This window comes from Bacterioplanoides sp., from assembly GCF_965226395.1.
Taxonomy (GTDB): domain Bacteria; phylum Pseudomonadota; class Gammaproteobacteria; order Pseudomonadales; family Oceanobacteraceae; genus Bacterioplanoides.
In genome coordinates this window covers 1,005,515-1,029,746 of sequence record NZ_OZ245358.1, presented here as the reverse complement: position 1 = coordinate 1,029,746, position 24,232 = coordinate 1,005,515, and the positions used below count along the sequence as shown (strand labels likewise).

23 protein-coding genes are annotated in these 24,232 nt (G+C 48.3%); 15 read left to right on the top strand and 8 right to left on the bottom strand.

Features of this window, described 5'->3' with window-relative positions:
- Window positions 1-29: 29 nt before the first annotated feature.
- The 4 genes from ACO05E_RS04680 to ACO05E_RS04665 all read right to left on the bottom strand — a co-directional run bounded on the left by ACO05E_RS04680 (window position 30) and on the right by ACO05E_RS04665 (window position 2,840).
- Window positions 30-926, bottom strand: a complete 897-nt coding sequence (locus ACO05E_RS04680; protein WP_419811828.1) for an alpha/beta fold hydrolase — start codon at window positions 924-926, stop codon at window positions 30-32.
- Between the two features lie 24 nt (window positions 927-950).
- Complete coding sequence (locus tag ACO05E_RS04675; protein ID WP_419811827.1) at window positions 951-1,397, bottom strand: YbaN family protein; 447 nt, start codon at window positions 1,395-1,397, stop codon at window positions 951-953.
- A 62-nt stretch (window positions 1,398-1,459) separates the two neighbouring features.
- Window positions 1,460-2,452, bottom strand: coding sequence for a GlxA family transcriptional regulator (locus ACO05E_RS04670; RefSeq protein ID WP_419811826.1), 993 nt, complete (start codon window positions 2,450-2,452; stop codon window positions 1,460-1,462).
- Window positions 2,453-2,645: 193 nt separating this feature from the next.
- Complete coding sequence (locus ACO05E_RS04665; protein ID WP_419811825.1) at window positions 2,646-2,840, bottom strand: (2Fe-2S)-binding protein; 195 nt, start codon at window positions 2,838-2,840, stop codon at window positions 2,646-2,648.
- Window positions 2,841-3,154: 314 nt separating this feature from the next.
- Between ACO05E_RS04665 and prfB the strand changes: the two genes are divergently transcribed.
- Window positions 3,155-4,250, top strand: a protein-coding gene (prfB, locus tag ACO05E_RS04660) for a peptide chain release factor 2 (RefSeq protein WP_419811824.1) whose coding sequence is annotated in 2 segments (ribosomal slippage) — window positions 3,155-3,226 and window positions 3,228-4,250 — 1,095 coding nt in all. Because the reading frame shifts where the segments join, the coding sequence is not laid out codon by codon here.
- A 248-nt stretch (window positions 4,251-4,498) separates the two neighbouring features.
- A complete protein-coding gene (gene lysS / locus ACO05E_RS04655) occupies window positions 4,499-6,040 on the top strand; it encodes a lysine--tRNA ligase (RefSeq protein ID WP_419811823.1) in 1,542 nt (513 codons plus the stop codon).
- A 62-nt stretch (window positions 6,041-6,102) separates the two neighbouring features.
- Here the strand turns inward: lysS and ACO05E_RS04650 are convergent, their stop codons facing one another.
- Both ACO05E_RS04650 and ACO05E_RS04645 read right to left on the bottom strand, forming a co-directional pair.
- Window positions 6,103-6,462 carry a hypothetical protein gene (locus ACO05E_RS04650; protein WP_419811822.1) on the bottom strand — a complete coding sequence of 120 codons (360 nt, stop codon included), beginning with the start codon at window positions 6,460-6,462 and terminating at the stop codon, window positions 6,103-6,105.
- Window positions 6,463-6,564: 102 nt separating this feature from the next.
- Window positions 6,565-6,894 (bottom strand): hypothetical protein, encoded by a 330-nt coding sequence (locus ACO05E_RS04645; RefSeq protein WP_419811821.1) that lies wholly within the window; start codon window positions 6,892-6,894, stop codon window positions 6,565-6,567.
- Between the two features lie 155 nt (window positions 6,895-7,049).
- On the opposite strand from ACO05E_RS04645, the gene ung reads away from it, so the two are divergent.
- Window positions 7,050-7,727, top strand: coding sequence for a uracil-DNA glycosylase (gene ung, locus ACO05E_RS04640; protein WP_419811820.1), 678 nt, complete (start codon window positions 7,050-7,052; stop codon window positions 7,725-7,727).
- Between the two features lie 129 nt (window positions 7,728-7,856).
- Here ung and ACO05E_RS04635 read toward each other — a convergent pair whose 3' ends face one another.
- Entirely contained in the window at window positions 7,857-9,881 is a 2,025-nt protein-coding gene (locus tag ACO05E_RS04635) for a methyltransferase domain-containing protein (RefSeq protein ID WP_419811819.1), read from the bottom strand.
- Between the two features lie 282 nt (window positions 9,882-10,163).
- Between ACO05E_RS04635 and fliS the strand changes: the two genes are divergently transcribed.
- From fliS to ACO05E_RS04615, 4 genes are all read left to right on the top strand, one after another.
- Window positions 10,164-10,634 carry a flagellar export chaperone FliS gene (gene fliS, locus ACO05E_RS04630; protein ID WP_419811818.1) on the top strand — a complete coding sequence of 157 codons (471 nt, stop codon included), beginning with the start codon at window positions 10,164-10,166 and terminating at the stop codon, window positions 10,632-10,634.
- Window positions 10,635-10,903: 269 nt separating this feature from the next.
- Window positions 10,904-12,364, top strand: coding sequence for a sigma-54 dependent transcriptional regulator (locus tag ACO05E_RS04625; RefSeq protein ID WP_419811817.1), 1,461 nt, complete (start codon window positions 10,904-10,906; stop codon window positions 12,362-12,364).
- Window positions 12,365-12,632: 268 nt separating this feature from the next.
- Window positions 12,633-13,862: a sensor histidine kinase gene (locus ACO05E_RS04620; protein WP_419811816.1), complete on the top strand. Its 1,230-nt coding sequence runs from the start codon at window positions 12,633-12,635 to the stop codon at window positions 13,860-13,862.
- Window positions 13,863-13,944: 82 nt separating this feature from the next.
- Window positions 13,945-15,306, top strand: a complete 1,362-nt coding sequence (locus ACO05E_RS04615) for a sigma-54-dependent transcriptional regulator (RefSeq protein WP_419811815.1) — start codon at window positions 13,945-13,947, stop codon at window positions 15,304-15,306.
- A 121-nt stretch (window positions 15,307-15,427) separates the two neighbouring features.
- Here the strand turns inward: ACO05E_RS04615 and ACO05E_RS04610 are convergent, their stop codons facing one another.
- Complete coding sequence (locus ACO05E_RS04610; RefSeq protein WP_419811814.1) at window positions 15,428-17,035, bottom strand: GMC family oxidoreductase; 1,608 nt, start codon at window positions 17,033-17,035, stop codon at window positions 15,428-15,430.
- A gap of 265 nt (window positions 17,036-17,300) precedes the next feature.
- Here ACO05E_RS04610 and fliE point away from each other — a divergent pair, with 265 nt between their 5' ends.
- The 8 genes from fliE (at window position 17,301) to ACO05E_RS04570 (ending at window position 24,228) form a co-directional block, all read left to right on the top strand.
- The gene (gene fliE / locus ACO05E_RS04605) at window positions 17,301-17,711 is read left to right on the top strand and encodes a flagellar hook-basal body complex protein FliE (RefSeq protein ID WP_419811813.1); all 411 of its coding nucleotides are present in this window, start codon (window positions 17,301-17,303) and stop codon (window positions 17,709-17,711) included.
- 14 nt (window positions 17,712-17,725) lie between these two features.
- Entirely contained in the window at window positions 17,726-19,453 is a 1,728-nt protein-coding gene (gene fliF, locus ACO05E_RS04600) for a flagellar basal-body MS-ring/collar protein FliF (protein ID WP_419811812.1), read from the top strand.
- Complete coding sequence (gene fliG / locus ACO05E_RS04595) at window positions 19,446-20,483, top strand: flagellar motor switch protein FliG (protein ID WP_419811811.1); 1,038 nt, start codon at window positions 19,446-19,448, stop codon at window positions 20,481-20,483. The genes fliF and fliG overlap by 8 nt, the downstream gene beginning before the upstream one ends.
- Window position 20,484: 1 nt before the next feature.
- A complete protein-coding gene (locus ACO05E_RS04590; protein ID WP_419811810.1) occupies window positions 20,485-21,543 on the top strand; it encodes a FliH/SctL family protein in 1,059 nt (352 codons plus the stop codon).
- Window positions 21,533-22,882, top strand: coding sequence for a flagellar protein export ATPase FliI (gene fliI / locus ACO05E_RS04585; protein WP_419811809.1), 1,350 nt, complete (start codon window positions 21,533-21,535; stop codon window positions 22,880-22,882). The genes ACO05E_RS04590 and fliI overlap by 11 nt, the downstream gene beginning before the upstream one ends.
- Window positions 22,883-22,894: 12 nt before the next feature.
- Window positions 22,895-23,353 carry a flagellar export protein FliJ gene (gene fliJ / locus ACO05E_RS04580; protein ID WP_419811808.1) on the top strand — a complete coding sequence of 153 codons (459 nt, stop codon included), beginning with the start codon at window positions 22,895-22,897 and terminating at the stop codon, window positions 23,351-23,353.
- A 195-nt stretch (window positions 23,354-23,548) separates the two neighbouring features.
- Window positions 23,549-23,836, top strand: a complete 288-nt coding sequence (locus ACO05E_RS04575; protein WP_419811807.1) for an STAS domain-containing protein — start codon at window positions 23,549-23,551, stop codon at window positions 23,834-23,836.
- Window positions 23,837-23,865: 29 nt separating this feature from the next.
- A complete protein-coding gene (locus tag ACO05E_RS04570; protein ID WP_255858863.1) occupies window positions 23,866-24,228 on the top strand; it encodes a response regulator in 363 nt (120 codons plus the stop codon).
- Window positions 24,229-24,232: the final 4 nt, after the last annotated feature.

Sequence of the window (24,232 nt, the reverse complement as noted above, 5' to 3'; positions counted from 1 at the left end):
TTACCGTGGTGCTGCCCCGGCGTCATCTGCTAATGGGGTTTTGCGGCGTTCAGGATAATCTGGCAGACCTGCTGTGGATCTTCCAGTTGTGGATAATGACCCAGCTCTGGCAGTTCAAATATATCCTGTTGCTGCACCAATTCCCGGAAGCGTTCGACCATATGCTGGCCGGAAATCGGATCCTGAGAACCGTTAATCAATACCAGCTGCGCCTGTGTATTCTGTAACGCGGTGACCCAGCGTTTTCGATTCTGGCGGCGCTCGGTGATATAGCGAATCAGCTTAGGCATCACTTTTTGGCCATGGTTATGGCTGAGTAATTGCCACAAGGTATCGAGCTCTTGCTGGGCAAGTGGTTTGGCACAGATCCGTGCGAACGAACGGGCAAATGCTTTGGGGTTGATGACATAAGGAATAATAAATCCCAGCGGTGATAGCATCAGCTTCTGAATAGGCAGCGCCCGGTGTGTCTCCGGGAAGAGGCCACCATTGAGTAAAAAAGCCTGTTGAATTTGTTGTGATTCAAGATCCCGGGCCAGCAACTCCTGAGCCACGGTATCTCCGTAGTCGTGAGCCAGAATAGAGTAACTGCCAATGTTCAGATGCTGTAGCAAGGCTTGCTGTAAGTCGGCCTGAAAAAAAATGCTGTAATCTGCGGTAGGGTTTTTAGACGACAAACCAAAACCAAGCATATCAATGGCAATCAAGCGGTAATGCTCGCTCAGTTCTTGCCACATCGGAGACCAATCCCAGGAGGCGCTGGGGAAGCCGTGAATCAGTAATAACGAAGGTTTTTCGGATGTAGCGTCGTCAGATTCACTACCGTCACCAGAGCCACGAGAGTCCCAGTAACAAAATGCTTCGTCCTGAAAGTGAAAGGCCTGAGACTGGCTTTTCCATTGTTCCAGCTGAACTGCTTGCATCATGGATTCCATCTTTTTTATTTTGAATTATTTTTTATGGTTCGGCGGTAATTCTAATGTGGGTAAACGCAGGATATAAACACTGACGCCAATTCCCACCAATGGCAGAATAATTTGCACCGTCAGCCGGGGAACAAAAATAAAGGCAGTAGAAATCAGCGAAAACCACATTAACAGCAGTGTATATATTTTTGCTTTTTTCGGAATACCTTTGCCATCCAGATAATACAGCAGGTATTTCCCCAGTTTCGGATGGGAAACCAGCCAGTGATAAAAACGTGGCGAAGTGCGTAAAAAACAAGCCGCTGCCAGCAATAAAAATGGCGTGGTTGGCAGCACCGGCAAAAAGATTCCGATAACACCTAAAGCAACACTCAACCAACCAATCGCAAACACCAGAGCACGCAGTAAAGGTTGATGAATGTTTTTCCCGGCCGGTGTTTGTGACGGGAGCTCTGGCTTGTGTTCATTCACGGTCAACGAACCTGATGTGGGTGGCGAAATACAGGCCCAGCGTATCGGATTTTAAGCAAATGTTACAACCGTCGGGCAAAACGCTGGCGATATTCGGTTGGCGTTAGTCCGGTTTTTTTGCGGAATAAACGCCGGAATGAGCTGGCATCTTCGTAACCAACATCATTCATTACCACGTCAACCGTGCGTTCGGTTTCTTCCAGTAGCTTTTGAGCGGCTTCAATACGCAGACTCTGAACATAGGTGTTGGGTGGCATATCCAATGCGGCATTAAAACGCCGGATCAGGGTTCGCTTGGAGATACTGAAACGTTCAGCCAGATCTTCCACGGTAAACTGCTGTGGGTAATTCTGCTCCAGCCAGGTTTGTGCTTCCCGTACCAGATCGTCTTTGTGTGGTTTAGACAGGCGCATTAATGAATACGACAGTTGGGTGTCACGGCGATAATCAATCACAAAGGCTTTAGCGGTTTGAATGGCCGCTTCAAAACCCATTTGACGCTCGATGATATGCAATCCCAAATCAAACCAGGCCAGGCCGCCGCCAGCGCAATAAATATTCTCACTGCGGGTAATCAACTGATCAGCTTTTAATTCAATTTGCGGGTAATGCTGCTGGAATTGTTCTTTAAAGCCCCAATGGGTTGTGGCGGTTTTATGATCAAGAATGCCAGCTTCCGCCAGTAGAAAATTACCGGTACAGTTTCCGGCAATGGTCCAGTTATGTTGATGTGCGTGTTGTAATAGTTGCAGCAGCTCCGGATTCTGCCCAATCACGTCTTCAATTGGGCCACCAATGGTGGGAATAATAATGGCATCTACCTTTTGTTCGGTATCCATTACCTCTGCAAAGCTCATATGAGCTCCGAGCTGTAAGCCATTAATGCAGTGAATCGGGCCACCATCTTTGCTGGCAATTTTAACGTTAAAAGTTTTTTCCAGCGCCTGGCCCTGAATCACATTCCAGGTGACGCCGGCCAGACCAAACAGATCGGCAACGCCGGTCATGGCGGAGGCAAGCGCTTTATCAAATCCGGCAACAACAATGTTCAACATACTGAATCCCTGACTGCACTGAGCGTGGTGTCACATATTACTTGATGGGTGGCTATATTGCCCGGTTATGAATGGCGAAACAAGCTGGTTTGCTGCTATTTGTGACAATTGTGGGCAAGGTCAGTAGTGCTGCAACAAATTGCAGGCATAAAAAAACCAGCGCCTGGCTGGTTTTATATTCACTCAAAAGTGATCAACTGGCTTCTGCAAATTCGCAAACCGGCATTTTGTTGATGTGCTCACGGACCATTTGTTTAGCACTTTGCCCACAGCAGCCACAATCGGTAGCAATGCCCGTCTTCTGACGAATCTGTGCATAGCTATCGCCGTTTTCAACGGCTTGCTGCAATTGCTGCTGTGTGATGCCTTTACATAAACAAACGTACATAAAACCGGTCAGTCCTGATGAAAATCTGAATGAGAATGACTATGGATTGAACTTTAAGTGGAATGCGAAGAATTTGCAACAAGTTTGTATTCGCATTTGTAACTGTATTCGTAAAAGACAGTTTAGATACGTCAATTGTGCCAAGATCAGTGAAAAAGATCACGGGAAGGCCGCTGTCGGAGGGAGTCGCATCCTGACCCCGGCTCAGGTAAAATGCCGCCTCTTTTGCCCGCTGCTTCTGTTTGCTTCTTTGCAATCAGAGAATAAGCTGCCAGCGGTGAACATCCATAGACAGACAACATCAGGATAACGCAGTGGAAATCAATCCAATCGTCGAACAGATTAAAGACCTGCAAGCGCGTACAGACGTGCTTAGGGGGTATCTTTGACTACGCTACCAAAACTGAGCGTTTAGAAGAGGTCGAACAGGAGCTGGCACAACCGGATGTTTGGGATGATCCAGACCGTGCACAGGAACTGGGTAAAGAACGCTCTTCACTGGAAGCGGTAGTAAAAACCATCGATAACCTGGACACCGGCCTGTCTGACAGCCGTGACCTGTTGGATATGGCGGTGGAAGAAGACGACGAAGGCACTGTGGATGATGTGCGTGACGAACTGAACAGCTTACAGGCTCAGTTAGAGACGCTGGAATTCCGTCGTATGTTCTCCGGTGAGCTGGACGAAAATAACTGCTATGTGGAAATTCAGTCGGGCTCTGGTGGTACCGAAGCTCAGGACTGGGCCAATATGATGCTGCGTATGTATTTGCGCTGGATCGAAGCTCACGGCTTTAAAGGTGAGCTGATGGAAGTATCTGAAGGGGAAGTTGCTGGTATTAAAGGCGCAACCATTCGGGTAGAAGGTGAGTACGCCTATGGCTGGCTGCGTACTGAAACCGGTGTTCATCGTTTGGTGCGTAAATCACCATTCGATTCCGGTAACCGTCGTCACACGTCGTTCTCCTCGGTGTTTGTTGCGCCGGAAGTGGATGACAATATCGACATCGAAATTAATCCAGCGGATTTACGTATCGACGTATACCGCGCTTCTGGTGCTGGTGGTCAGCACGTTAACCGGACGGAATCGGCGGTACGTATTACTCACTTGCCGACCAATATTGTGACTCAGTGTCAGAACGACCGCTCGCAGCACAAGAACAAAGATCAGGCGATGAAGCAGTTAAAAGCGAAGTTATACGAGCTGGAACTGCAAAAGCGCAGTGCGGAAGCACAAGCGCTGGAAGATACGAAATCTGATATCGGTTGGGGCAGCCAGATCCGTTCTTATGTATTGGATGATGCCCGTATCAAAGATTTACGGACTGGTGTGGAAAACCGTAATACCCAGGCGGTATTGGACGGTGATCTGGATGCCTTTATCGAGGCAAGCCTGAAGCAAGGCCTTTAATTACAGGATCTTTAATTAAAGCCAGAACACTGTGGTAAACGTAGCTAATAAACAATAAGTACTTCAGAAGTTTTTTCAAAGCAGCAACAGGATGTTGCGTGCCCATCGCAGGCACAGGGATGTGCCTTACGATGGGTGCGAGTGAAAAAATCTTGTGAAGTGCTTGTGCGGTCTTCAGTTAAAAATGAAATAAGTCATCATCTGAAGACTAAATAGAATTCGGCATAGAATAGAAGTTGGAATTAAATATGACAGATCAGAACACTCCTGCTCCTGAAGTTCAAAACGCAGAAGAAAATAAGTTAATTGCCGAGCGTCGTCAGAAGCTTGAGCAAATGCGCGAAGGCTGTAATGCCAATGGTCACCGTAACGATTTTAAACGTGAAAATCTGGCCGGTGATTTAAAAGCTGAATACGGCGAAAAATCGAAAGAAGAATTAGCAGAAGCTGGCATTAAAGTTTCTGTTGCGGGTCGTGTGATGGGCAAGCGTGGCCCGTTTGTCGGTTTCCAGGACAGCACTTCTCGCCTGCAGGTTTACATGGGTAAACAACTGCAAAAAGAAAGTGATTCCTGGCAGAAGCTTGATATCGGCGACATCATTGGCGCATCCGGTACGCTGCAATTATCTGGCAAAGGTGAACTGTATGTTGAAGTTGATAGCATCGAAGGCTTCACCATTCTGACCAAATCCCTGCGTCCGCTGCCGGATAAATTCCATGGTCTTGCTGATCAGGAAATGAAATACCGTCAGCGTTATGTGGATCTGATCATTAATGAAGATACCCGTAACACCTTTATGATCCGCTCCAGGATCATTGAGACCATGCGTTCTTACCTGTCTCAGCGTGGTTATATCGAAGCAGAAACGCCAATGCTGCAAACCATCCCAGGTGGCGCAACGGCTAAACCATTTGAAACACACCATAATGCGCTGGGCATTGATATGTTCCTGCGTATTGCGCCAGAGCTGTATCTGAAGCGTCTGGTTGTGGGTGGTTTCGATAAAGTGTTCGAAATTAACCGTAACTTCCGTAACGAAGGCCTGAGCACGCGTCATAACCCGGAATTCACCATGATTGAATTCTATCAGGCGTATGCGACTTACCATGACCTGATGGATCTGACCGAAGATATGCTGCGTACCATCGCAGAAACGGTTCTGGGTAATACCACCATTCAATACGGTGAGTCTGAGTACGATTTTGCTCAGCCATTCCAGCGTATGACCATGGTTGAAGCGGTGATGAAGTACAACCCGGAATTCGACGTTAACGTCTTTAATAATCCGGAAGAAAACTTCGAGCAATTAAAAGCTTACGCCAAGCAAGTGGGTGTGCCAGATTCTCCGAAGCAAGCGGCTTGGGGCCCGGGCAAATACATTTGCGAAATCTTCGAAGAAACTGCCGAAGAAAAACTGGATCAGCCAACCTTTATTACCGAATACCCATGGGAAGTATCACCACTGGCGCGTCGTAACGACGACAACCCATTCGTGACCGACCGTTTTGAATTCTTCGTTGGTGGCCGTGAGTTAGCGAACGGTTTCTCGGAATTAAATGATGCTGAAGATCAGGCAGCACGCTTCCGTAAGCAAGTGGAAGAAAAAGACGCAGGTGACGACGAAGCCATGCACTTTGACGACGATTATATTCGTGCACTGGAGTACGGTATGCCACCGACTGCGGGTCAGGGTATTGGTATCGACCGTCTGGTGATGTTGTTCACCAACAGCCACACCATTAAAGACGTGATTCTGTTCCCGCATATGAAGCCGCTGGGTGAGGGTTAATAACTTAGGGTCTGTTAACAGGCCTTAGCTCGGCTCTCAATAAAAAGGCAGCGAAAGCTGCCTTATTGAGGCGAGTCTTTTAAGATCATAACGTAATTTGGGGTTGGAGAATTTTCATATGTAGGGAGTGTGTCGCAAGTTGTACCGTTAGGTAATTCAGTATAATGAAATGTCATATTCTTATCATTGTTAACTGCACTTGTGATAAGCGAAGCCCAAAGAGAGCAAGTTACTGTATCTATATTTCCTGAGCTTCCATCGGTTTTGCAAACTCTTGTCCAAGAGTTTCTCCATGTGCCATTTACAATTACCTCTTTAGCACTATTTATGTACACTCCAGTTATGGTTCCAGCGCACCATAAACTTTGAGCTGCAGTGATTTGAGATATTAAAATTAAGATAAATGTTGATAGTATTTTCATTTTTAACTCCTTTTTAAAGTTTTCACATTAGAAGAGCTGAAATATTAATATTGCTATAAAAAAGTCAGCGCAAGCTGCATCTTTTGTATTTGTTAAGGAACACTAACAATTGATGCTTCCTACGCATATAAAATTTACATCAGCCGAATTGCCCAAGTAATTACAGGAGTTCTTATACTCTACAACAATACTGGTTTTTGAATGAAAAGCTGCTAGTACGGACGATAAGGTTGCTGTATATTTTTTAGAGGAACTGTCTATCGCAAATCTTTCAGTTGTATTGCAACCACCAGTTCTGTTGTTATCAAGCTTAAATATTAAGATTTCGTGATCGCCGGAAGAATATGGAATGAGCCCTTCTATTTTCCCTGATAATCTTTCAGCTAAAACACTGTTAGAAAATAGCATAAAGAATAAAGCAAAGTATCTCATAGTAATTTCCTGATAAGTCCATTAATTGTAGGAATGTGGAAATATTAATGTACGCTATTGTCAGTTTTTATTCTACTGCTCTGATGCTCTGATTTTTTTGATAGATCTGTTAAGGTTCTATTCCAAGAACCACATATTCAGAGTAAATAAGTACTATGGGAAAACCGGGCGAACTTCATCCTTCCTGGCAGCAGGTGCTGGGTCACGAGCTACAGCAGCCGTATATGCAGAACCTGCGTGAGTTTCTGCGGGTTGAGAAACAAGCGGGCAAAGAAATCTACCCTCCCGGCCCGTTAATCTTTAATGCCTTTAACCATACGCCGTTTGATCAGGTGCGGGTGGTGATTATTGGTCAGGACCCGTACCACGGCCCGGGTCAGGCGATGGGCTTAAGCTTTTCTGTGCCTGATGGTGTTAAGGTGCCGCCCTCGTTGGTGAATATCTACAAAGAGTTAAACGCTGATTTGGGCATTCAGATGTCAGGCAGCGGGGATTTAACGCCCTGGGCCGATCAGGGGGTTCTGCTGCTGAATGCAACGTTGACTGTTGAGGCAAGCAAAGCAGGTTCTCACCAGAAAAAAGGCTGGGAAGAATTTACCGATGCTGCTATCAAAGCATTAAACGAGCAACGCAGTGGTTTGGTGTTTGTGTTGTGGGGCAGTTATGCGCAGAAGAAAGGGGCGGTGATTGATCAGAATAAGCATCTGGTGCTGAAATCAGTGCATCCGTCACCACTGTCTGCTCATCGTGGATTTTTTGGTCAGCGCCAGTTCTCGACCATTAATCAGTATTTAATGAATCAGGGGCAAGCTCCGATTAATTGGCAGTTATAGCAGTATTTCCAGAAATAATGAGTTAAGTGTTTTTCAAAGCAGCAACAGGATGTTGCGGTAGCGCGGCAGGTCCAGGGATGGCCCTTCGGCGCGGCGGCTGAAAAATATTTAGCTCATTATAGGTCTTAATCAAAACGCCTTTCGCACATAAAACTGATACATGCCAGCAAATAAATCCGGCTTTTCTTTTTCCAGCTCACCCCACTCACTTAATGTCAGCTGATGCCCAGGTTTATTAAATAACGCTTGTGAAAGCTTCTCTGATTCACCTTGTGGAATCATGCCAATAAATTCCAGCTCTTCGCCGTCAATCAGTTGCTGTAATTCGTCACAATTATAAGTGTGTTCCTGCTGGTGGAATAATAAATCCCGGCAGGCACTTAAACTGTAAAAGTCTGGCGAGCTGATCACGGTATTCCATTCGCTACCTAAAGAGCCTTTTAATAAGGCTTCACGAATCAAGCGCATATCATGAGCGGTTTCCGGTAAATGATCAGCAAGTTGCTCCCGTAACTGTTGAATGCAACGGCGGGCAGCGCTGCTGTACAAGGCAATTTTTAATAATCCCCCCGGTTTTAATTGTTTAACAACCGCACGTAATCCTGCGGCCGGGTTTTCCATATGGTGTAATACACCGGAGCATTCAATCACATCAAACTGTTGCCCTAAGCGTTCGCCCAGTAATAAATCACCCTGTAAAAATTCAATGTTATTAATCTGATATTGTTGTGCTTTGCTGCTGGCGTAGGCGAGCGCTTGTTCACTTAAATCAACGGCGGTTACCTGCATATGATAAAAGTAGCGGGCCAGACGCAGTGCGTGGCGGCCAGTGCCACACCCAGCAACCAATACCTGAGTGGGAACCGGCAGGGATAAATGTTGTAACTGATCGGGAAAGTTCTGAATCAGTGCCTGACAATAATCGGAAGGTTGGCTGTAACCAATATCAACCCAGCGAGGGTAAGGGTTCTGGTTATATTGTTCGCTGACTTTGGCAGATACCTGATTGTTGCTGTTACCAAACCGCGTCAGCTGTTGTCGGTGCTGTTCCAGTGTACGACTGGCAATCATTGCCTGTTCAATCAGTGGGCCAATGGTGATTGGCCAGGCAACGGCTTCATGATTTAACTGGTTGGCAAAGGAGCAGAGCTGGGGAGCCTGATACATAAATACCAATAATAAAATTGGATATATATCGTGGTTGTCTAAATCCGGCATAACCATCATGCGGGATATCAGAGTTTCCAGTTGGCCGATCAGTTTTTGTTCCTGCTCTGTCTGATACCAGATGGATTCGTTCAGATAGGTTTGCCAGGCCAACGCACTGGCCAGTGGTATTAACTGACTTTCAATTGCGAGCTTAGCGCTGCTGGAAATAAAAATACTTTGCCGGAGTGTCACCAGCAGTTTTTCAATTAATGGGTCGCAGAAATAAAATTTCTCCAACGCTGCTAACAGTAATGGATCAGAGGCCAGGCTTTCCAGTTCTAACGGGCAGCCGGCTTCTGATAAATGCAGTTTATGTTTGAGTAAGCTGGTGGTAAGAGAACGCAGCTGTGAGTGATCAACATCCGAGAACTCAAAATAGCGTAATAAATCCTGTTCCAGTTCATCGGAATAGAAATCAGCACTTAACTGCTCAGCCGCTGAAAACAGCCCGGCTTTGACTTGCTCATCATCTGCCTGGGTTTTAATCAGTTCGCGGTAATACTGAAAAGCCAGTAAGTAGTCTTTTTTCAGCAGTGCAATATGAGCCAGATAATTAGCTGCTTTTGTGGCAACCCGAGAAATCCGGTAAGCAGCGGTAAAATATTCTTCGGCTTTATCCAGATCATGTTCTGCCAGAGCGGTCAGGCCTGCGCTGTAAAGCAGATTGATGCTATCCGGCTTTTTGCTCAACCCCAGGCCAATCCACTCCCAGGCTTTGCTCAGTTTATCCTGCTGCAGCGCAATACGCGCCAGCAGGTTAATACCCGGCAGGTACTCCGGCTTTTGCTGCCAGGCCAGTTCTGCCAGTTGTGTGGCATCATCCAGCAACAGCTGATTTCCCTGCTGACTGGCATCCCGGTAAAAACGATTCGCCAGATCATACAGATGCTGGTGTTTCCCGGCATCGTGCTGGACGTTCTGTAAGTTGAGCTGTGCTGTAGCCATGGTCTTGCTCCGCGTTTCCCCAGCAGGCTGTTAGGTGCTGTTGATGGTGAATACGGCTATAAGCAGAGCTTGTGCCAATTTTTAAGTTGTTGATTTTCAAAGGTTTTTTTGGGTTCGGGGCGAGAAGTTCCTGTCAATTGAGGAAGCGGCTTGCCGCTGTTGCCGCTCCAAGGCAGAGTAATAAACAGCTGCCAGAAACAGATTATTGAATAAATCTGTTAAAGGTTTGGCGCTTCGTGCCGTCATAAAGAAAGCGAGCCGACATATTCAGGAGACATGCTCATGTACAATTCAGGTGTTAAGTCAGGTGCTAAGCAGTATCAGCAGGTTAATGGTACCTCCGAAGTATTGGATGCTGATCCGCACCGACTTATTCAGTTGTTAATGGAAGCCGCTCTGACACGTATGTCTCAGGCCAAGGGGGCTATTGAGCGTAATGAAATGGATACCAAAGCCAATTTACTGGGGCGGGTGATGGAGATCATTCAGACCTTACAGGACAGCCTGGATCATTCCAGTGGTGGTGAAATCTCGTCCAACTTTGAGCGCCTGTACGATTATATGAATCGCCGTCTGTTAGAAGCCAGCAGCCTGAATGACCTGGATATGATTGATGAAGTCATGGGATTGTTGCTGGAAGTGAAGAGTGGCTGGGATGGTATTCGTCAGGAATATCTCGATTCTATGCATGGTCGCAGCCCGGTTTCAGCGGCGGACCAGGAAAGTCGTTTAACCAGTCAGGTCACTGCCTGATCATTTCTGGCTCTTGTTTCGGGTGCCATTGTTCTGATGGCGCTCCGGGTGCCAATAAATAATGCTTAACGCCTTGTCATCAGACGACAGATTCAGCTATAAAGTGCGTCGTTTTAAAAGTTAAAAAGACAAAAAATAATAACGTCAGAAGTTTGACTTATGAGTGTTTTGCTACTTAACTGCTTGTACCTCAGTCAAACAACTGACGCAGAAATATTTGTATTTTTTATGACCTCAGGGTCGGAATTGGGAAGGAAAGGCTGGTCGCCATGTGGAGAGAAATTAAGGTTCTGCTGATCGATGATGATGAGCAGCGACGTCATGACCTGAAAGTGATTCTGGACTTCTTAGGGGAAGAAGCCATTATCGCGGGTCCTGATGACTGGCGCCGGGAAGTCGAAAGTCAGATAGAAGACAGCACTGACATCAGTGCTGTTTTATTAGGTGATAGTCACTCCATTCCATCGGCCGATATTATTGAGTCCCTGTTGGTTTGGGACAAAGGAATTCCGATTCTGTCTATTGGCAATGCTGTTCTGCCAGAAATGTTGCCAGAAGGCATTCGCAGGGCTTTGTTAGCGGCGGTTGAAATGCCACCGAGCTACAACAAGCTGCTCGACAGCCTGCATCGTTGTCAGGTGTATCGCGAGCAATACACCCACAACCGTAGCCGTGGTGAGCGTCGCGAAGTACAACTATTCCGTAGCCTGGTAGGCACCAGTCGTCAGATTCAGAACGTGCGTGAGCTGATCATGCAGGTGGCGGATAAAGACGTCAGTGTGATGATTCAGGGCGAGTCCGGCACGGGTAAAGAAGTGGTTGCCCGTAATCTGCATTACCATTCCCATCGTCGTAATAAGCCCTTTGTGCCGGTTAACTGCGGTGCTATTCCGGCTGAATTATTAGAAAGCGAATTATTTGGTCATGAGAAAGGGGCCTTTACCGGTGCGATCAACAGTCGTCCGGGGCGCTTTGAAATGGCTGAAGGCGGCACCCTGTTTCTCGACGAAATTGGTGATATGCCGCTGAACATGCAGGTAAAAATTCTGCGCGTTCTGCAAGAGCATACCTTTGAGCGGGTGGGTAGCAACAAAACCCTGAACGCCAACGTTCGTATTATTGCCGCGACCCACAAAAACCTGGAAAAAATGATCGAGGAAGGCACCTTCCGTGAAGATCTGTATTACCGCCTGAATGTTTTCCCAATCGATATGCCATCGCTGCGTGAGCGGGTTGAAGACCTGCCACTGTTATTAAACGAGCTGGTTTCTCGTCTGGAAAATGAAAAGCGTGGCTCTATCCGCTTTAATTCGGCGGCCATTATGTCGCTGTGTCGTCATGACTGGCATGGTAATGTTCGTGAGCTGGCGAATCTGGTTGAGCGTCTGGCTATTCTGCATCCTTACGGTGTCGTAGGCGTAAATGAACTGCCGAAGAAATTCCGTCATGTTGACGATACCGATGAAAACTTCTCCGTGCCGGTAGTGGCTGATGTTACCCAGAACGAAACCGGTTTGGCGGGCATTGATTCACCGGCTCTGTTACCCGTAAATGGTCTGGATCTGCGTGAATACCTGTCTGACCTTGAATGTTCTCTGATTCAACAGGCGCTGGACGATGCCAATGGGGTAGTTGCGCGTGCGGCAGAAAAGCTGAACATTCGCCGTACCACGCTGGTTGAGAAAATGCGTAAATACAATATTTCCCGTAAAGAAAAAGAAAACGCCTGAGGCTTTCTGTTTCGAACCTTACTGGGAAATATCCCGTCCTCATGTTGTTTGACGAACACCTTAAAAAGCCGGTTTTATGCCGGCTTTTTTCGTTTTTCGTGTCTGAAAATTAACACTCTAATCTTGATGGTAGGAAAATTGACGCCGTTTTAATTGAATGGAGTAAAAAATACGGCACGCTAATTGCTCAACCCTGCTACATAGTATTTGGGGCGTCGGATACCTGACAACCTGTAAGAATCAGATGTAGAGAATTAAAGGGGTGAATATGGCGAGTGCGGCGTTACACCAGAACAGCGAGATGTTTGTTGCTCATCAGCCAATGCCGGGTATGGCAGAAGCACCGCTGGATCGTGCTGAGCTGAAGCAGGCGTTTACACTGTTTAATCAGATGTCACAGCAATTGTCTGACTCTTACAGTTTTCTGGAAGATAAAGTGGAGCAGCTCAGTGGTGAGCTGGCCAGCGTTTCCGCGCAACGAATGCAGGAGCTGGCAGAAAAAGAACAGCTGGCCGACCGTTTAGAGAGCTTGCTGCAAATGATGCCCGCCGGTGTTCTGGTGCTGGATGGCAATGGTTTTGTCAGCCAGGCGAACCCAACCGCCGACGATTTATTATTAAAAGCCAGCGGTGCTCCATCATTAATTGGTCAGCGCTGGGTGCAATTAATTCATCGCTGTTTTAAACCACAAAATGATGACGGTCATGAAATTTCTCTGGTTGATGGTCGTAAAGTGAATTTGCGTACTGCGGCGATGACGAACAATTATGGCCAGCTCATTCTGTTAACCGATATGACAGAAACCCGCGCCTTACAGTCGCAACTCAGTCAGCACGAACGCTTATCGGCGATGGGAAAAATGGTAGCGTCGCTTGCGCATCAAATCCGTACGCCATTGGCCGCTGCCACTTTATACGCCGGTCATTTGGCCAGTGAAGATATTCAACCGGATCTTCGCCTGCGTTTTGCCGGGAAATTACAGGAACGCTTACACCACCTTGAAAATCAGGTGCGCGACATGCTGATTTTTGCCCGTGGTGAAGCGCCGCTAAACGACGAAATAACCATTACAGAATTAATATCAGGACTGGAAGATGCCATGGAAGTGGCCGTTAATCAGTTTCAGGCCCGTTGCGATATTGATAATCAGGCCGGTGATATTCAGCTGATCTGTAATAAAGATGCGCTGATCAGCAGCTTAATGAATTTAATTAACAACGCCCTGGAATCGGGTGAACACCCCATTGAGATTCTGGTTCGGATCAGTTGTGAAAATCAACAGCTCAGAATTCAGGTGATGGATAACGGCCCGGGCCTGAGCCAGACGCAAAAACAACACATGATGGAACCGTTTTATACCACCAAAAGTAATGGTACCGGCCTTGGTTTGGCGGTGGTGCAGGCGGTGGTGCGTGCTCATCACGGCGAATTTAATCTGGCTGACAGCGACCTGGGTGGATTATCAGCTGAACTGTGTTTGCCGCTAATCAGAAATTGATTAAACCGGAATTGATTAATCTGGAACTGATGTCGCAGCTGGGTTGTTATCCGGCGGCAGAAAACTTTTTGAGGAGAATAATATGCGTATTTTAGTGGTGGAAGATGATCCACGGTTACGTGAAGCCATTGTTGATACCCTGATGCTCAAAGGGCATGAAGTATTTGAAGCACCTAATGGTATTGAAGGCATAGCGATTGTTCGTTCTCATGCACTCGATTTAGTGTTATCCGATATTAATATGCCGGGCATGGATGGCTTAGAATTACTGGATAATGTGAAACAGGCACACCCCTGGTTACCTATGGTGTTGATGACGGCCTATGGTGATGTCGGCCAGGCAGTTAAAGCCATGCAGCGTGGTGCTAATGATTATCTGATGAAGCCATTCGAACTGGCGGAGCTGGATGCGTTATTAAAACCGTTTAATAATCCGGGTGAACTGGTTGATGATTCAGAACCTGTATGTGAAGCGCTGGCTTCGCAGCAGTTATTTCAGTTGGCACAACGCGTAGCACAAACCGATTCAACGGTATTAATCAGTGGTGAAAGTGGTACCGGTAAAGAAGTACTGGCGCGTTATATTCATCAGAATTCGGATCGTAAACAACAACCCTTTATTGCCATTAACTGTGCAGCTATTCCGGAAAATATGTTGGAAGCCATGTTGTTCGGTTATGAAAAAGGCGCCTTTACCGGTGCTTACAGTGCTATGCCGGGTAAATTTGAACAGGCTGAAGGTGGCACGCTGCTGCTGGACGAAATCACCGAGATGGATTTAGGCCTGCAGGCAAAATTATTACGGGTATTGCAGGAGCGTCAGGTTGAGCGTTTAGGCGGTAAAAAAACTATTGATCTGGATGTTCGTATTGTTGCCACCACCAACCGTGAGTTGGCAGATTATGTTGCCGAAGGCAAATTCCGTGAGGATTTATATTATCGCCTGAGTGTATTCCCGCTGCAGTGGCTACCGTTGCGTGAGCGTCAGGATGATATTTTGCCACTGGCAAAACGTTTGTTAGCGCATCATGCACAAAAAATGAAACGCCCGGTGCCACAATTAATGGCCGATGCTGAGCAAAAATTAATGACTCATAGCTGGCCGGGCAATGTTCGTGAGCTGGATAACACCATGCAGCGGGCACTGATTATTCAGGCCGGACCGCAGTTATTTGCCAATGATTTTATTCTGACGCCGGTTCCGAAAAACCGTCAGGTTGAGGTTACGCCTCCGGTCGCTGAAGCGGCGGTTGTGGATGAAGGTGAACTCGGAAACGATTTAAAAAATCGTGAGGTAGAACTGATTGTTCGTGCCTTAAAAGAAGAGCCTAGCCGTAAAGACGCCGCAGACCGTTTGGGAATCAGCCCAAGAACGCTGCGTTATAAAGTAGCGAAGCTGCGGGATGAGGGTATTGATGTTGAGAGTATGTTGGCGGCTTGTTAATTAACAGCTGTTAGCAATTTAACTAACAAAAAACGCCAGCCTTTTCAGGCTGGCGTTTTTTGTTTTTAGAGTTTTAACTGTTTGAGTTATTGGCTTTTTAATAACTGGCAGTGAAAAATAATTACCCCTGATTTTCAGCCAATATCATATCGGCCCCTTTTTGCGCGATCATCACCGTTGGTGCATTGGTATTACCACCCACCAGTGTTGGCATAATCGAAGCATCAATTACCCATAAATTTTCCATGCCGTGCACTTTTAATTCAGGGTCAACTACGGCCATTTCATCATTGCCCATTTTGCAGGTGCCGACCGGATGGTAAATGGTGTCGGCTTTGCGACGAATAAAGTCAATTAACTGCTCGTCAGTTTGCACGTTTTTGCCCGGGAATATTTCTTCACCACGACACTCATCAAAAGCCGGTTGCGCCAGAATTTCACGAACCTTTTTAATGCCTTTGAGTAATCGCTGTACATCGGAAGGGTCTGATAAATAACGCGGATCAATGGCTGCTGGTTCTGCCGGGTTGCTGCTCTTTAAGCGAACGGTGCCACGACTTCTTGGACGCAGATCACAAATATGACAGGAGTAGGCCGGTTGCATCATAAACGGAAAATTCAGACCGTGACCATCCAGTGGTGCAGCCGTCATATGGATTTGTAAATCTGGAATATCCTGCTCTTCATCACTCTTAAGAAAGGCTCCGGATTCGGCCACGTTGGATGTTAAGGGGCCGGTGCGTTTGGCGGCATAAATAGCAGCCGACTTGGTGCTGTTTGGTAAGGCTAACGGCGAGAAGTTGAGGTTGTTGGTTAACTGGGTCGATTTGGTCACCGCAATCACATCGAGGTGATCCTGCAGGTTTTCTCCAACCCCGGGTAGCTCGTGCACCTGAGAAATGCCATGGCGGTCCAGCTCTGCTTTCGGACCAACGCCAGAGAGCAGCAGCAATTGTGGCGAGTTAATGGCACCACCAGAAAGAATCACGCGCTGTGCTTCTGCCCGTAGTGTGGTTGTGCTGCCGTCTCTGGTGTACTCCACTCCCGTGGCACGTTTGCCGTCAAATAATACACGGCTGGCCATGGCACCCGTGATAACGGTCAGGTTCGGACGATTCATCACCGGGTGCAGTTGACCGCGGGCGGCTGACCAGCGCTCGCCATCTTTCTGGGTAACCTGATAGTAACCAACGCCTTCCTGCTCCGCGCCATTAAAATCATCATTCAGTGGCAGACCTGCTTGTTGTCCGGCTTCGACAAAACTTTCGGTAGCACCGTGGCGGTAACGTAAGTCAGCAACGTTTAAACCACCGCCAACACCATGATAATCGTCGGCGCCACGCTCCTGATTTTCGCTGCGCTTAAACAGCGGCAAAACCTCATCGTAGCTCCAGCCGGTATTGCCAAGCTCAGCCCAGTGATCGTAGTCCCAGCGATGGCCGCGAACATACAGCATGGCATTAATGGAAGATGAACCACCTAAGGTTTTGCCACGCGGACAAAAAACTTCGCGGTTGTTGAGATGTTCCTGTGGTTCGGTCCAGTAACTCCAGTTCAGTTTCTTGCTGCGCATTGTGGCAATAATACCTACTGGTACCTTGATGATCAGGCTGTTATCCATCGGGCCTGCTTCCAACAGGCAGACTTTATTATTAGGGTCTTCGGATAAGCGTCGCGCCAGAGTCGAACCTGCGGAGCCGCCGCCGACAATGAGGTAGTCATAACTCATGTTCTGTATTTCCTTTGAAGTTATTTATTTTTCTAATGCCACAGTTATAACCCAGCGGGCATGCTTTGATAAGTATTTTGATAATAAAGCCCGGTGAGAGCGGGCTTTAAGTGATGTTGTACCCCTGAAGGTCATGAATCGTTAGGAAACGATAGGAGTTGGCAAGCTGTTTGCAAAACTCGGTAAAGAGTAAAAAAAATGACGCTTAAATACGATGAAGGCGTCAGTAAACAGTTTTTTAAGTTCGACTTTCGAGGGAAATGACATGGTAAATAATCGCGTTGATGTAAATGCTGTATTAATGCAGATGCGTCAGGTTAAAGACCAGATCCGTAGTAACCATGAAAGCCAGAACGCCGGGCAGGTAGATCAGCTGCGCCCTCAGGCGTTAAGTAAAACTCATTCGTTAAACAATGCGCAGGAAGCGTTAAAGCCAGTGGGTGATCCGGCTGCACCGAATTTTCAGGATATGTTTAAAAACGCCATTGATACGGTGAATGCTAATCAGAAAACCGCCGGAAATCTGCAAAAACGTTTTGAACAGGGTGACCCAAGTGTCGACCTGCCAGAAGTGATGATTGCTATGCAAAAATCGTCGGTATCGTTTCAGGCGATGACTCAGGTACGTAATAAGCTGGTTGAAGCTTATAAAGACGTGATGAACATGCCGGTGTAAGCAGAGACTGAATCATGGAAAACGCACCTGCACAAACCGCTCCGGCAGCACCTAATCCAGCCGCTGCTGAAGCGCCAACCAATCAGGAAGAACTCCCGGCCAATACTGGTGAAAACCCGGATGACGGCGCACATCCGGTTCTTGCTGGTTTTAATAAACTGACCATTGTTCGCCAGATTGGTGTGATTGCTGGTGTGGCGCTGGTCATTGCACTGGCCATTGCGATCATGATCTGGTCGCAGGACCCAAGCTACAAACCTCTGATTACCCGTTTGCAGGATCATAACGCTCAGGACATTATTGAAGTGCTGCAGCGTGAAGGTATTCCGTTTGAAATTGATCCGGGTTCACAAATTCTGATGGTGCAGGCCAATGATCTGCACGAAGCCCGTATGGTGCTGGCGTCGGCCAGTCTGATTGATGATAAAACCGTGGGCCTTGAGGTGCTGGATCAGGACAGCAAACTCGGCACCAGTCAGTTTATTGAAAGTGCCCGTTATCGTCGTGGCTTAGAAGGTGAGCTGGCACGCACCATTACCTCCGTAAAAGCGGTACGTAACGCCCGGGTCCATCTGGCGGTACCAAAGCAATCGGTGTTTGTGCGCGATCAGCGCAAGCCACGAGCGTCGGTCTTTGTCGAAATTTATCCCGGTCGGGAGCTGTCTAAAAATCAGGTTGAAGCCATTGTTAATCTGGTGGCCTCCAGCGTGTCCGAAATGGATAAAAGCGATGTCTCGGTGGTGGATCAGCAGGGCAACCTGTTATCCAAAGAAGAAGAACAAAGCGACGAAATGCTGGCAACCAAACAACTGGAATATACCGAGAAAGTCGAAAATTCGATCGCTCAGGCAGTGAATAATATTCTGCGCCCGGTATTGGGGGTAGAAAACTACAAGGCCGAAGTGGCGGCGGATGTGGATTTCACCGTGCAGGAACAAACCGAAGAGCTGTACAACCCGGATCTGATTGCCCTGCGCAGTGAGCAGTTAATCGACGAAGAAAACAGTGGCAATCCGGATGGCGGTATTCCGGGAGCGCTGTCGAATCAGCCGCCGGTGGATGCAACGGTTCCGGAAGAAGCCACGGGCCCCGGAGCTGGTGGTGGCGCACCAACGACTCGCCGTTCAGAAGCGACCCGCAATTACGAAGTGGATCGTACTCTCAGCTTTAAACAACATCAGGTGGGTCGCATTCGTCGTTTAACCGTCGCCGTGGTGGTGAATGATCGTGAAACCCTGAATGCTGACGGCGATACTGTGCATGTGCCTTGGCAGGCGGCGGATTTGCAGCGTTTGGAAGTGTTGGTAAAAGATGCGGTGGGCTTTAACGCCGCCCGCGGTGACAGTGTCAATGTGATTAATTCGGCCTTTATGGGCGACGGTGATCTGTCGCTGGGTGACCCGGACTTTTGGACCCAGCCTTGGTTCTGGGAAATCATGAAACAAATTCTTGCCGGACTCTTTATCCTGGTGCTTATCTTTGGTGTGATCCGGCCTACAATTAAAAGCATTGCCAACCGTGGCCGTTCCGATGATGAGCTGACGCTGCTGGAGGAATTGGAAGATGCCGAAGCGGGCCTGGACGAAGAAAAAGTCACGCTCTCTGGTATGGATGAATTCCTGTTACCGGGTGCGTCTGAAAGCTTTGAACGTCAGCTGGATGCCTTAAAAGGTCTGATTGCCGAAGATCCGGCGCGGGTGGCACAAGTCGTAATTAAATGGGTGAATGAAGGCGATGGCTGAAGAAAATGCACCAGCGGAAGCAGGTGAGGGCGACCTGTCCTCCCTGAGCCGGGTAGATCGTGCCGCAGTATTATTGATGACGCTGGGTGAAAAAGACGCCGCAGAAATTCTTAAACACATGGGCCCGAAAGAGGTTCAGAAAGTCGGTACCACCATGGCCACACTGACCAATGTGAATCAGGGTCAGGTAGAAGGTGTGGTGGCTGAATTTCTCGAATCAGTGAGCGGCCAGACCGGTATGGGCCTGGGTTCCGATGCTTATATCCGCAATATGCTGACCCAGGCACTGGGCTCGGACAAAGCCGGTGCCTTGATTGACCGTATTTTGTTGGGTGGTAATACCACCGGACTGGATTCTCTGAAATGGATGGAGCCGCGTCAGGTTTCTGATCTGATTCGTCATGAACACCCTCAGATTCAGGCGATTGTGGTGTCGTATCTGGATTCTGATCAGTCGGCGGAAATTCTGTCTAACTTCGATGAAAAAGTGCGCCTCGATATTGTGATGCGGGTAGCAGCACTGGAAGCGGTTCAGCCAGCGGCATTGCAAGAGCTGAACGATATTCTCGAACGTCAGTTTACTGGCAACGCTGGTGGTCAGACAACGACAATGGGTGGTGTCAAAGTGGCGGCCAATATCGTCAATATGGTCGACAGCAATATGGCCAACGACCTGTTGGAGCAAATCAAAGAAGTGGACGAGGATCTGGGTACTCAGATTCAGGATCTGATGTTTGTGTTCGACAATCTGGTGGATGTCGACGACCGTGGTATTCAGGCATTGATGCGCGAAGTATCGACCGATCTGTTGGTGGTAGCGCTCAAAGGTGCCGATACCGAGGTGCAGGAGAAAATCTTCAAGAATATGTCGAAACGGGCGGCCGAATTGCTGCGTGATGACCTTGAAGCCAAAGGGCCGGTTAAAGTCAGTGAAGTGGAAGGCGCTCAGAAAGAGATTCTTACCATTGCCCGTCGTCTGGCGGATGCCGGTGAAATTGTACTGGGTGGTGGCGGTGAGGCCATGATGTGATATGACTGATTACCGTCAAAATCACCACTTTCATCCAATCGCTTCGGAAGAAATTAAAGACGACGAAGCGGTTAAACCCTGGCGTTTGCCTTTCTGGACTGAAAAGCCCGCCTGGCTGGTTGAGAAAGAAAAGAAAGAACAACAGGCTGAGCAGGCCAGACAACACGAGCTCGAACGTGAAGCCGAACCGGAAACCTTTCCGCTGCCAACCGCCGAAGAGCTGGAGAATATCCGTCGCGACGCCTATAACGCCGGGCTGGAGCAAGGCTTGATTGAAGGCCGTCAGCAGGGCGAAAAGCAAGGCCATGAACAAGGCTTGCAGCAAGGGCTGGAAGAAGGGCGTCAAAAAGGCGAACAGGAAGGCCGTCAGCAGGGTTTTGCCAGCGGTGAGGCTGAAGGTTTGGCACAAGGCCAGCAACAGATTCAGCAAGCCTGTGAACAACTGGCGCAGGTGAATCAGCATCTGCAGGCTAATGTGGTTGAGCGTGATCGCCAGTTGCCGGAAGTATTAGCTCGTATGATCAGTAACCTGACCGAACAACTGCTGGGTCATGAATTATCGGTGAGCCAGTCGGCCATCGGCCATTTTTTACAGGACGCACTGCGGGAAATGCCCGCCGGTGAAAAAGACATTCAGGTGTATCTCAGCGCTACCGATCTGACCCATCTGGATAAATCCGGGTTTGATGCCGAAGTGTTGCACTTTCACTCCGACCCAACGTTGCAGCCCGGTGAGTGTCGCCTGCAAAGTACACAAACACTGGTGGAATATTCGTTATCCGCGGCTTTGTCGCAGCGGCTGGAGCAATTTATTCCACGCCTGTTAAAAGCGTCGGATGGGTTGCAGACGGATTTTGAACGCGAGCCTGAATTTGATCCGGTGGCTGAGTCAGTTGCTGAGTCTGAACTGGCTTCTGAGCCTGAGCAGGTTCCGGAATCTGCCGAGCAGTCTGACTCTCAACCTGAATCTGTCGAGCAGTCTGACTCTCAACCTGAATCTGTCGAGCAACCTGAACAAGAACAACCTCAAAACCCGATGGACCATCCTGATGCTGAGTGAATGCTGGGCCGATATCCCGTTACCGGATCAGGCTTATCACCCAAAAGTGGCGGGGCAGCTGATTCGTATGGTGGGTCTGACTCTCGAAGCCGTGGGCTTAAACGTCAAAGTCGGAGACCGTTGTATGGTACAGCGTGACGGTGCGGAAGACGTTGAAGCGGAAGTGGTGGGCTTTGATCAACAACGTATTTTCCTGATGCCGATTGAGCAGGTCGATGGCCTGCGCCCGGGAGCCAAAGTCTGGCCATTACACGGCAGCTCCGATGTGCCGGTGGGTTATGGCTTGTTGGGTCGGGTGGTGGATGGTACGGGCCGACCGCTGGATGAATCCGGCCCGATTGAAGAGCCGGTGGCCGGCAGCTTACAGGGTCGCATTATTAACCCGCTGCATCGTGATCCGATTCGTACCCCGCTGGATGTTGGTATTCGTGCGATTAACAGCATGTTAACCGTTGGTCGCGGGCAGCGTATTGGTTTGTTTGCCGGTAGTGGTGTGGGTAAATCTGTGCTGTTGGGCATGATGACCCGTTTTACCGAAGCCGATATTGTGGTGGTCGGCCTGATTGGTGAACGGGGCCGGGAGGTCAAAGAATTTATCGATGAGATTCTTGGCGAAGAGGGTTTAAAGCGCTCAGTGGTGGTTGCTTCCCCGGCGGATGACTCACCGCTTATGCGACTGCGTGCCGCACAATACTGCACGTCAGTGGCGGAATATTTCCGCGATCAGGGAAAAAATACCCTGCTGCTGATGGACTCGTTAACACGCTATGCCCAGGCTCAGCGTGAAATTGCATTGGCGGTTGGCGAGCCGCCTGCCACCAAAGGTTATCCACCGTCGGTCTTTAATAAGCTGCCCAAGCTGGTGGAACGAACCGGTAATGGCCCGGCTGGTGGCGGCTCTATTACCGCCTTTTATACCGTGCTCAGTGAAGGCGATGATATGCAGGACCCGATTGCCGATGCCAGCCGGGCGATTCTCGATGGCCATATTGTGTTGTCGCGTAAACTGGCGGAAGAAGGCCATTATCCGGCGATTGATGTTGAAGCCTCGGTCAGCCGGGTAATGCCACAAATTGTCGATCAGAGCTGGCTGCAAAAAGCGCAGTTATGTAAGCATTTAATGGCGCATTATCGTCAGAATCAGGATCTGGTCAGTGTTGGCGCTTATCAGGCGGGTAGTGATCCGGTACTGGATGCGGCGATTGAACGTATGCCAAATATTAAAGCCATGTTGCGTCAGCAATTGCATGAAGGGGCTTCGCTGCCGGATAGCTTGCAACAATTGCAGTCTTTATTTCCGGAGCCGGCGGCTCAAAACCAAAACCAGGCCCAGTCTTAGGTTTAACTCACCATGCACCGCCGCCATCCACGCGCTAAACGCTTAAAACTGATTGTTGATCTGGCTGAAAAAGCAGAGCAGCAGGCCTTGTCGGAATGGGGCCAGTTGCAGCAAAAATTGCAGCAGGAACAGCAGCAGAAGCAGCAATTGGATGAATACGTTGCAGAATATCAGCGTGGTATTTCTTCTCCGTCCGATAAAGCTCTCAGTGGTGGTCAGATTCAGAATGCCATGGGCTTTATTGGTCAGATCAAACAAGCCTTAACCCAGCAAAGCCAGCAGTTAAACTTATTGCAGCAGCAGGTTGAGCAGGCGCAGAAACAATATGTTGAGCAACACGCAAAAGTTAAAGCGTTGCACAATTTATTGGACAAACTGGATCAGGAATATGACCAGCAACAGGATAAACAAGCACAGCGATTAGCCGATGAATGGGCTAACCGTGCGGCTTTTCAGGCACAAAAATCCTGATGCGTTAACGCCTGATAATTATACGATTATTCTACAAATCTTTTTGCTGATTACTATTTGTACGACGCACATATGTCTTGCAATTATGATTTTTGTCAGTCCTTTTAATTAAATCGACAAATCCTTGTCATCTTAGTTAGCAGCTTCGTGATAGCCGTCTACCCTTAAGCCAGAGTATTAAGAAACAGGTGAATCATGTCAGCACGAATCCGTATTCATTGTGGCGAGCGACTCAGCATTGAACATGTTGAAGCTTTATATGGCGAAATGGAGAGTGCACTGGCATCTGAAGCGGATGTTGAACTGGATGCCGGGCAGGTTCACTACTGTGATACCGCCGGTTTGCAGTTACTGGTCAGCCTGCGTCGTGAGATGCAGAAAACCAGTCATGACATCCACTGGCTGGCAACCAGCGAGGTTTTTTATCAAACCTGCGGTTACCTCGGACTTAATGAGTCTCTGGGTCTTTCACGGCCCGAATAAGTAGTTATACCCAACAGGAGTTCTCCACAATGGCGAGTATTTTAGCTGTCGACGATTCTGCGTCCATGAGACAGATGGTGTCTTTCACTTTAAAAGGCGCAGGTTATCAGGTTGTTGAAGCGAGCGATGGCGTTGAAGCCTTAGCCGCAGCTAAAAAAGGCAAGTTTGATCTGGTTCTGTCTGACGTCAACATGCCTAACATGAATGGCATCGAGTTAGTTAAAGAGCTGCGACAACTGGCCGATTATAAATTTACCCCGGTATTAATGCTGACCACCGAGTCCGCCGGGGATATGAAAATGCAGGGCAAACAGGCAGGCGCAACCGGTTGGATTGTGAAGCCGTTTAACCCGGATCAGCTGTTAAGCACGATTAAGCGCGTATTGGGATAATTGG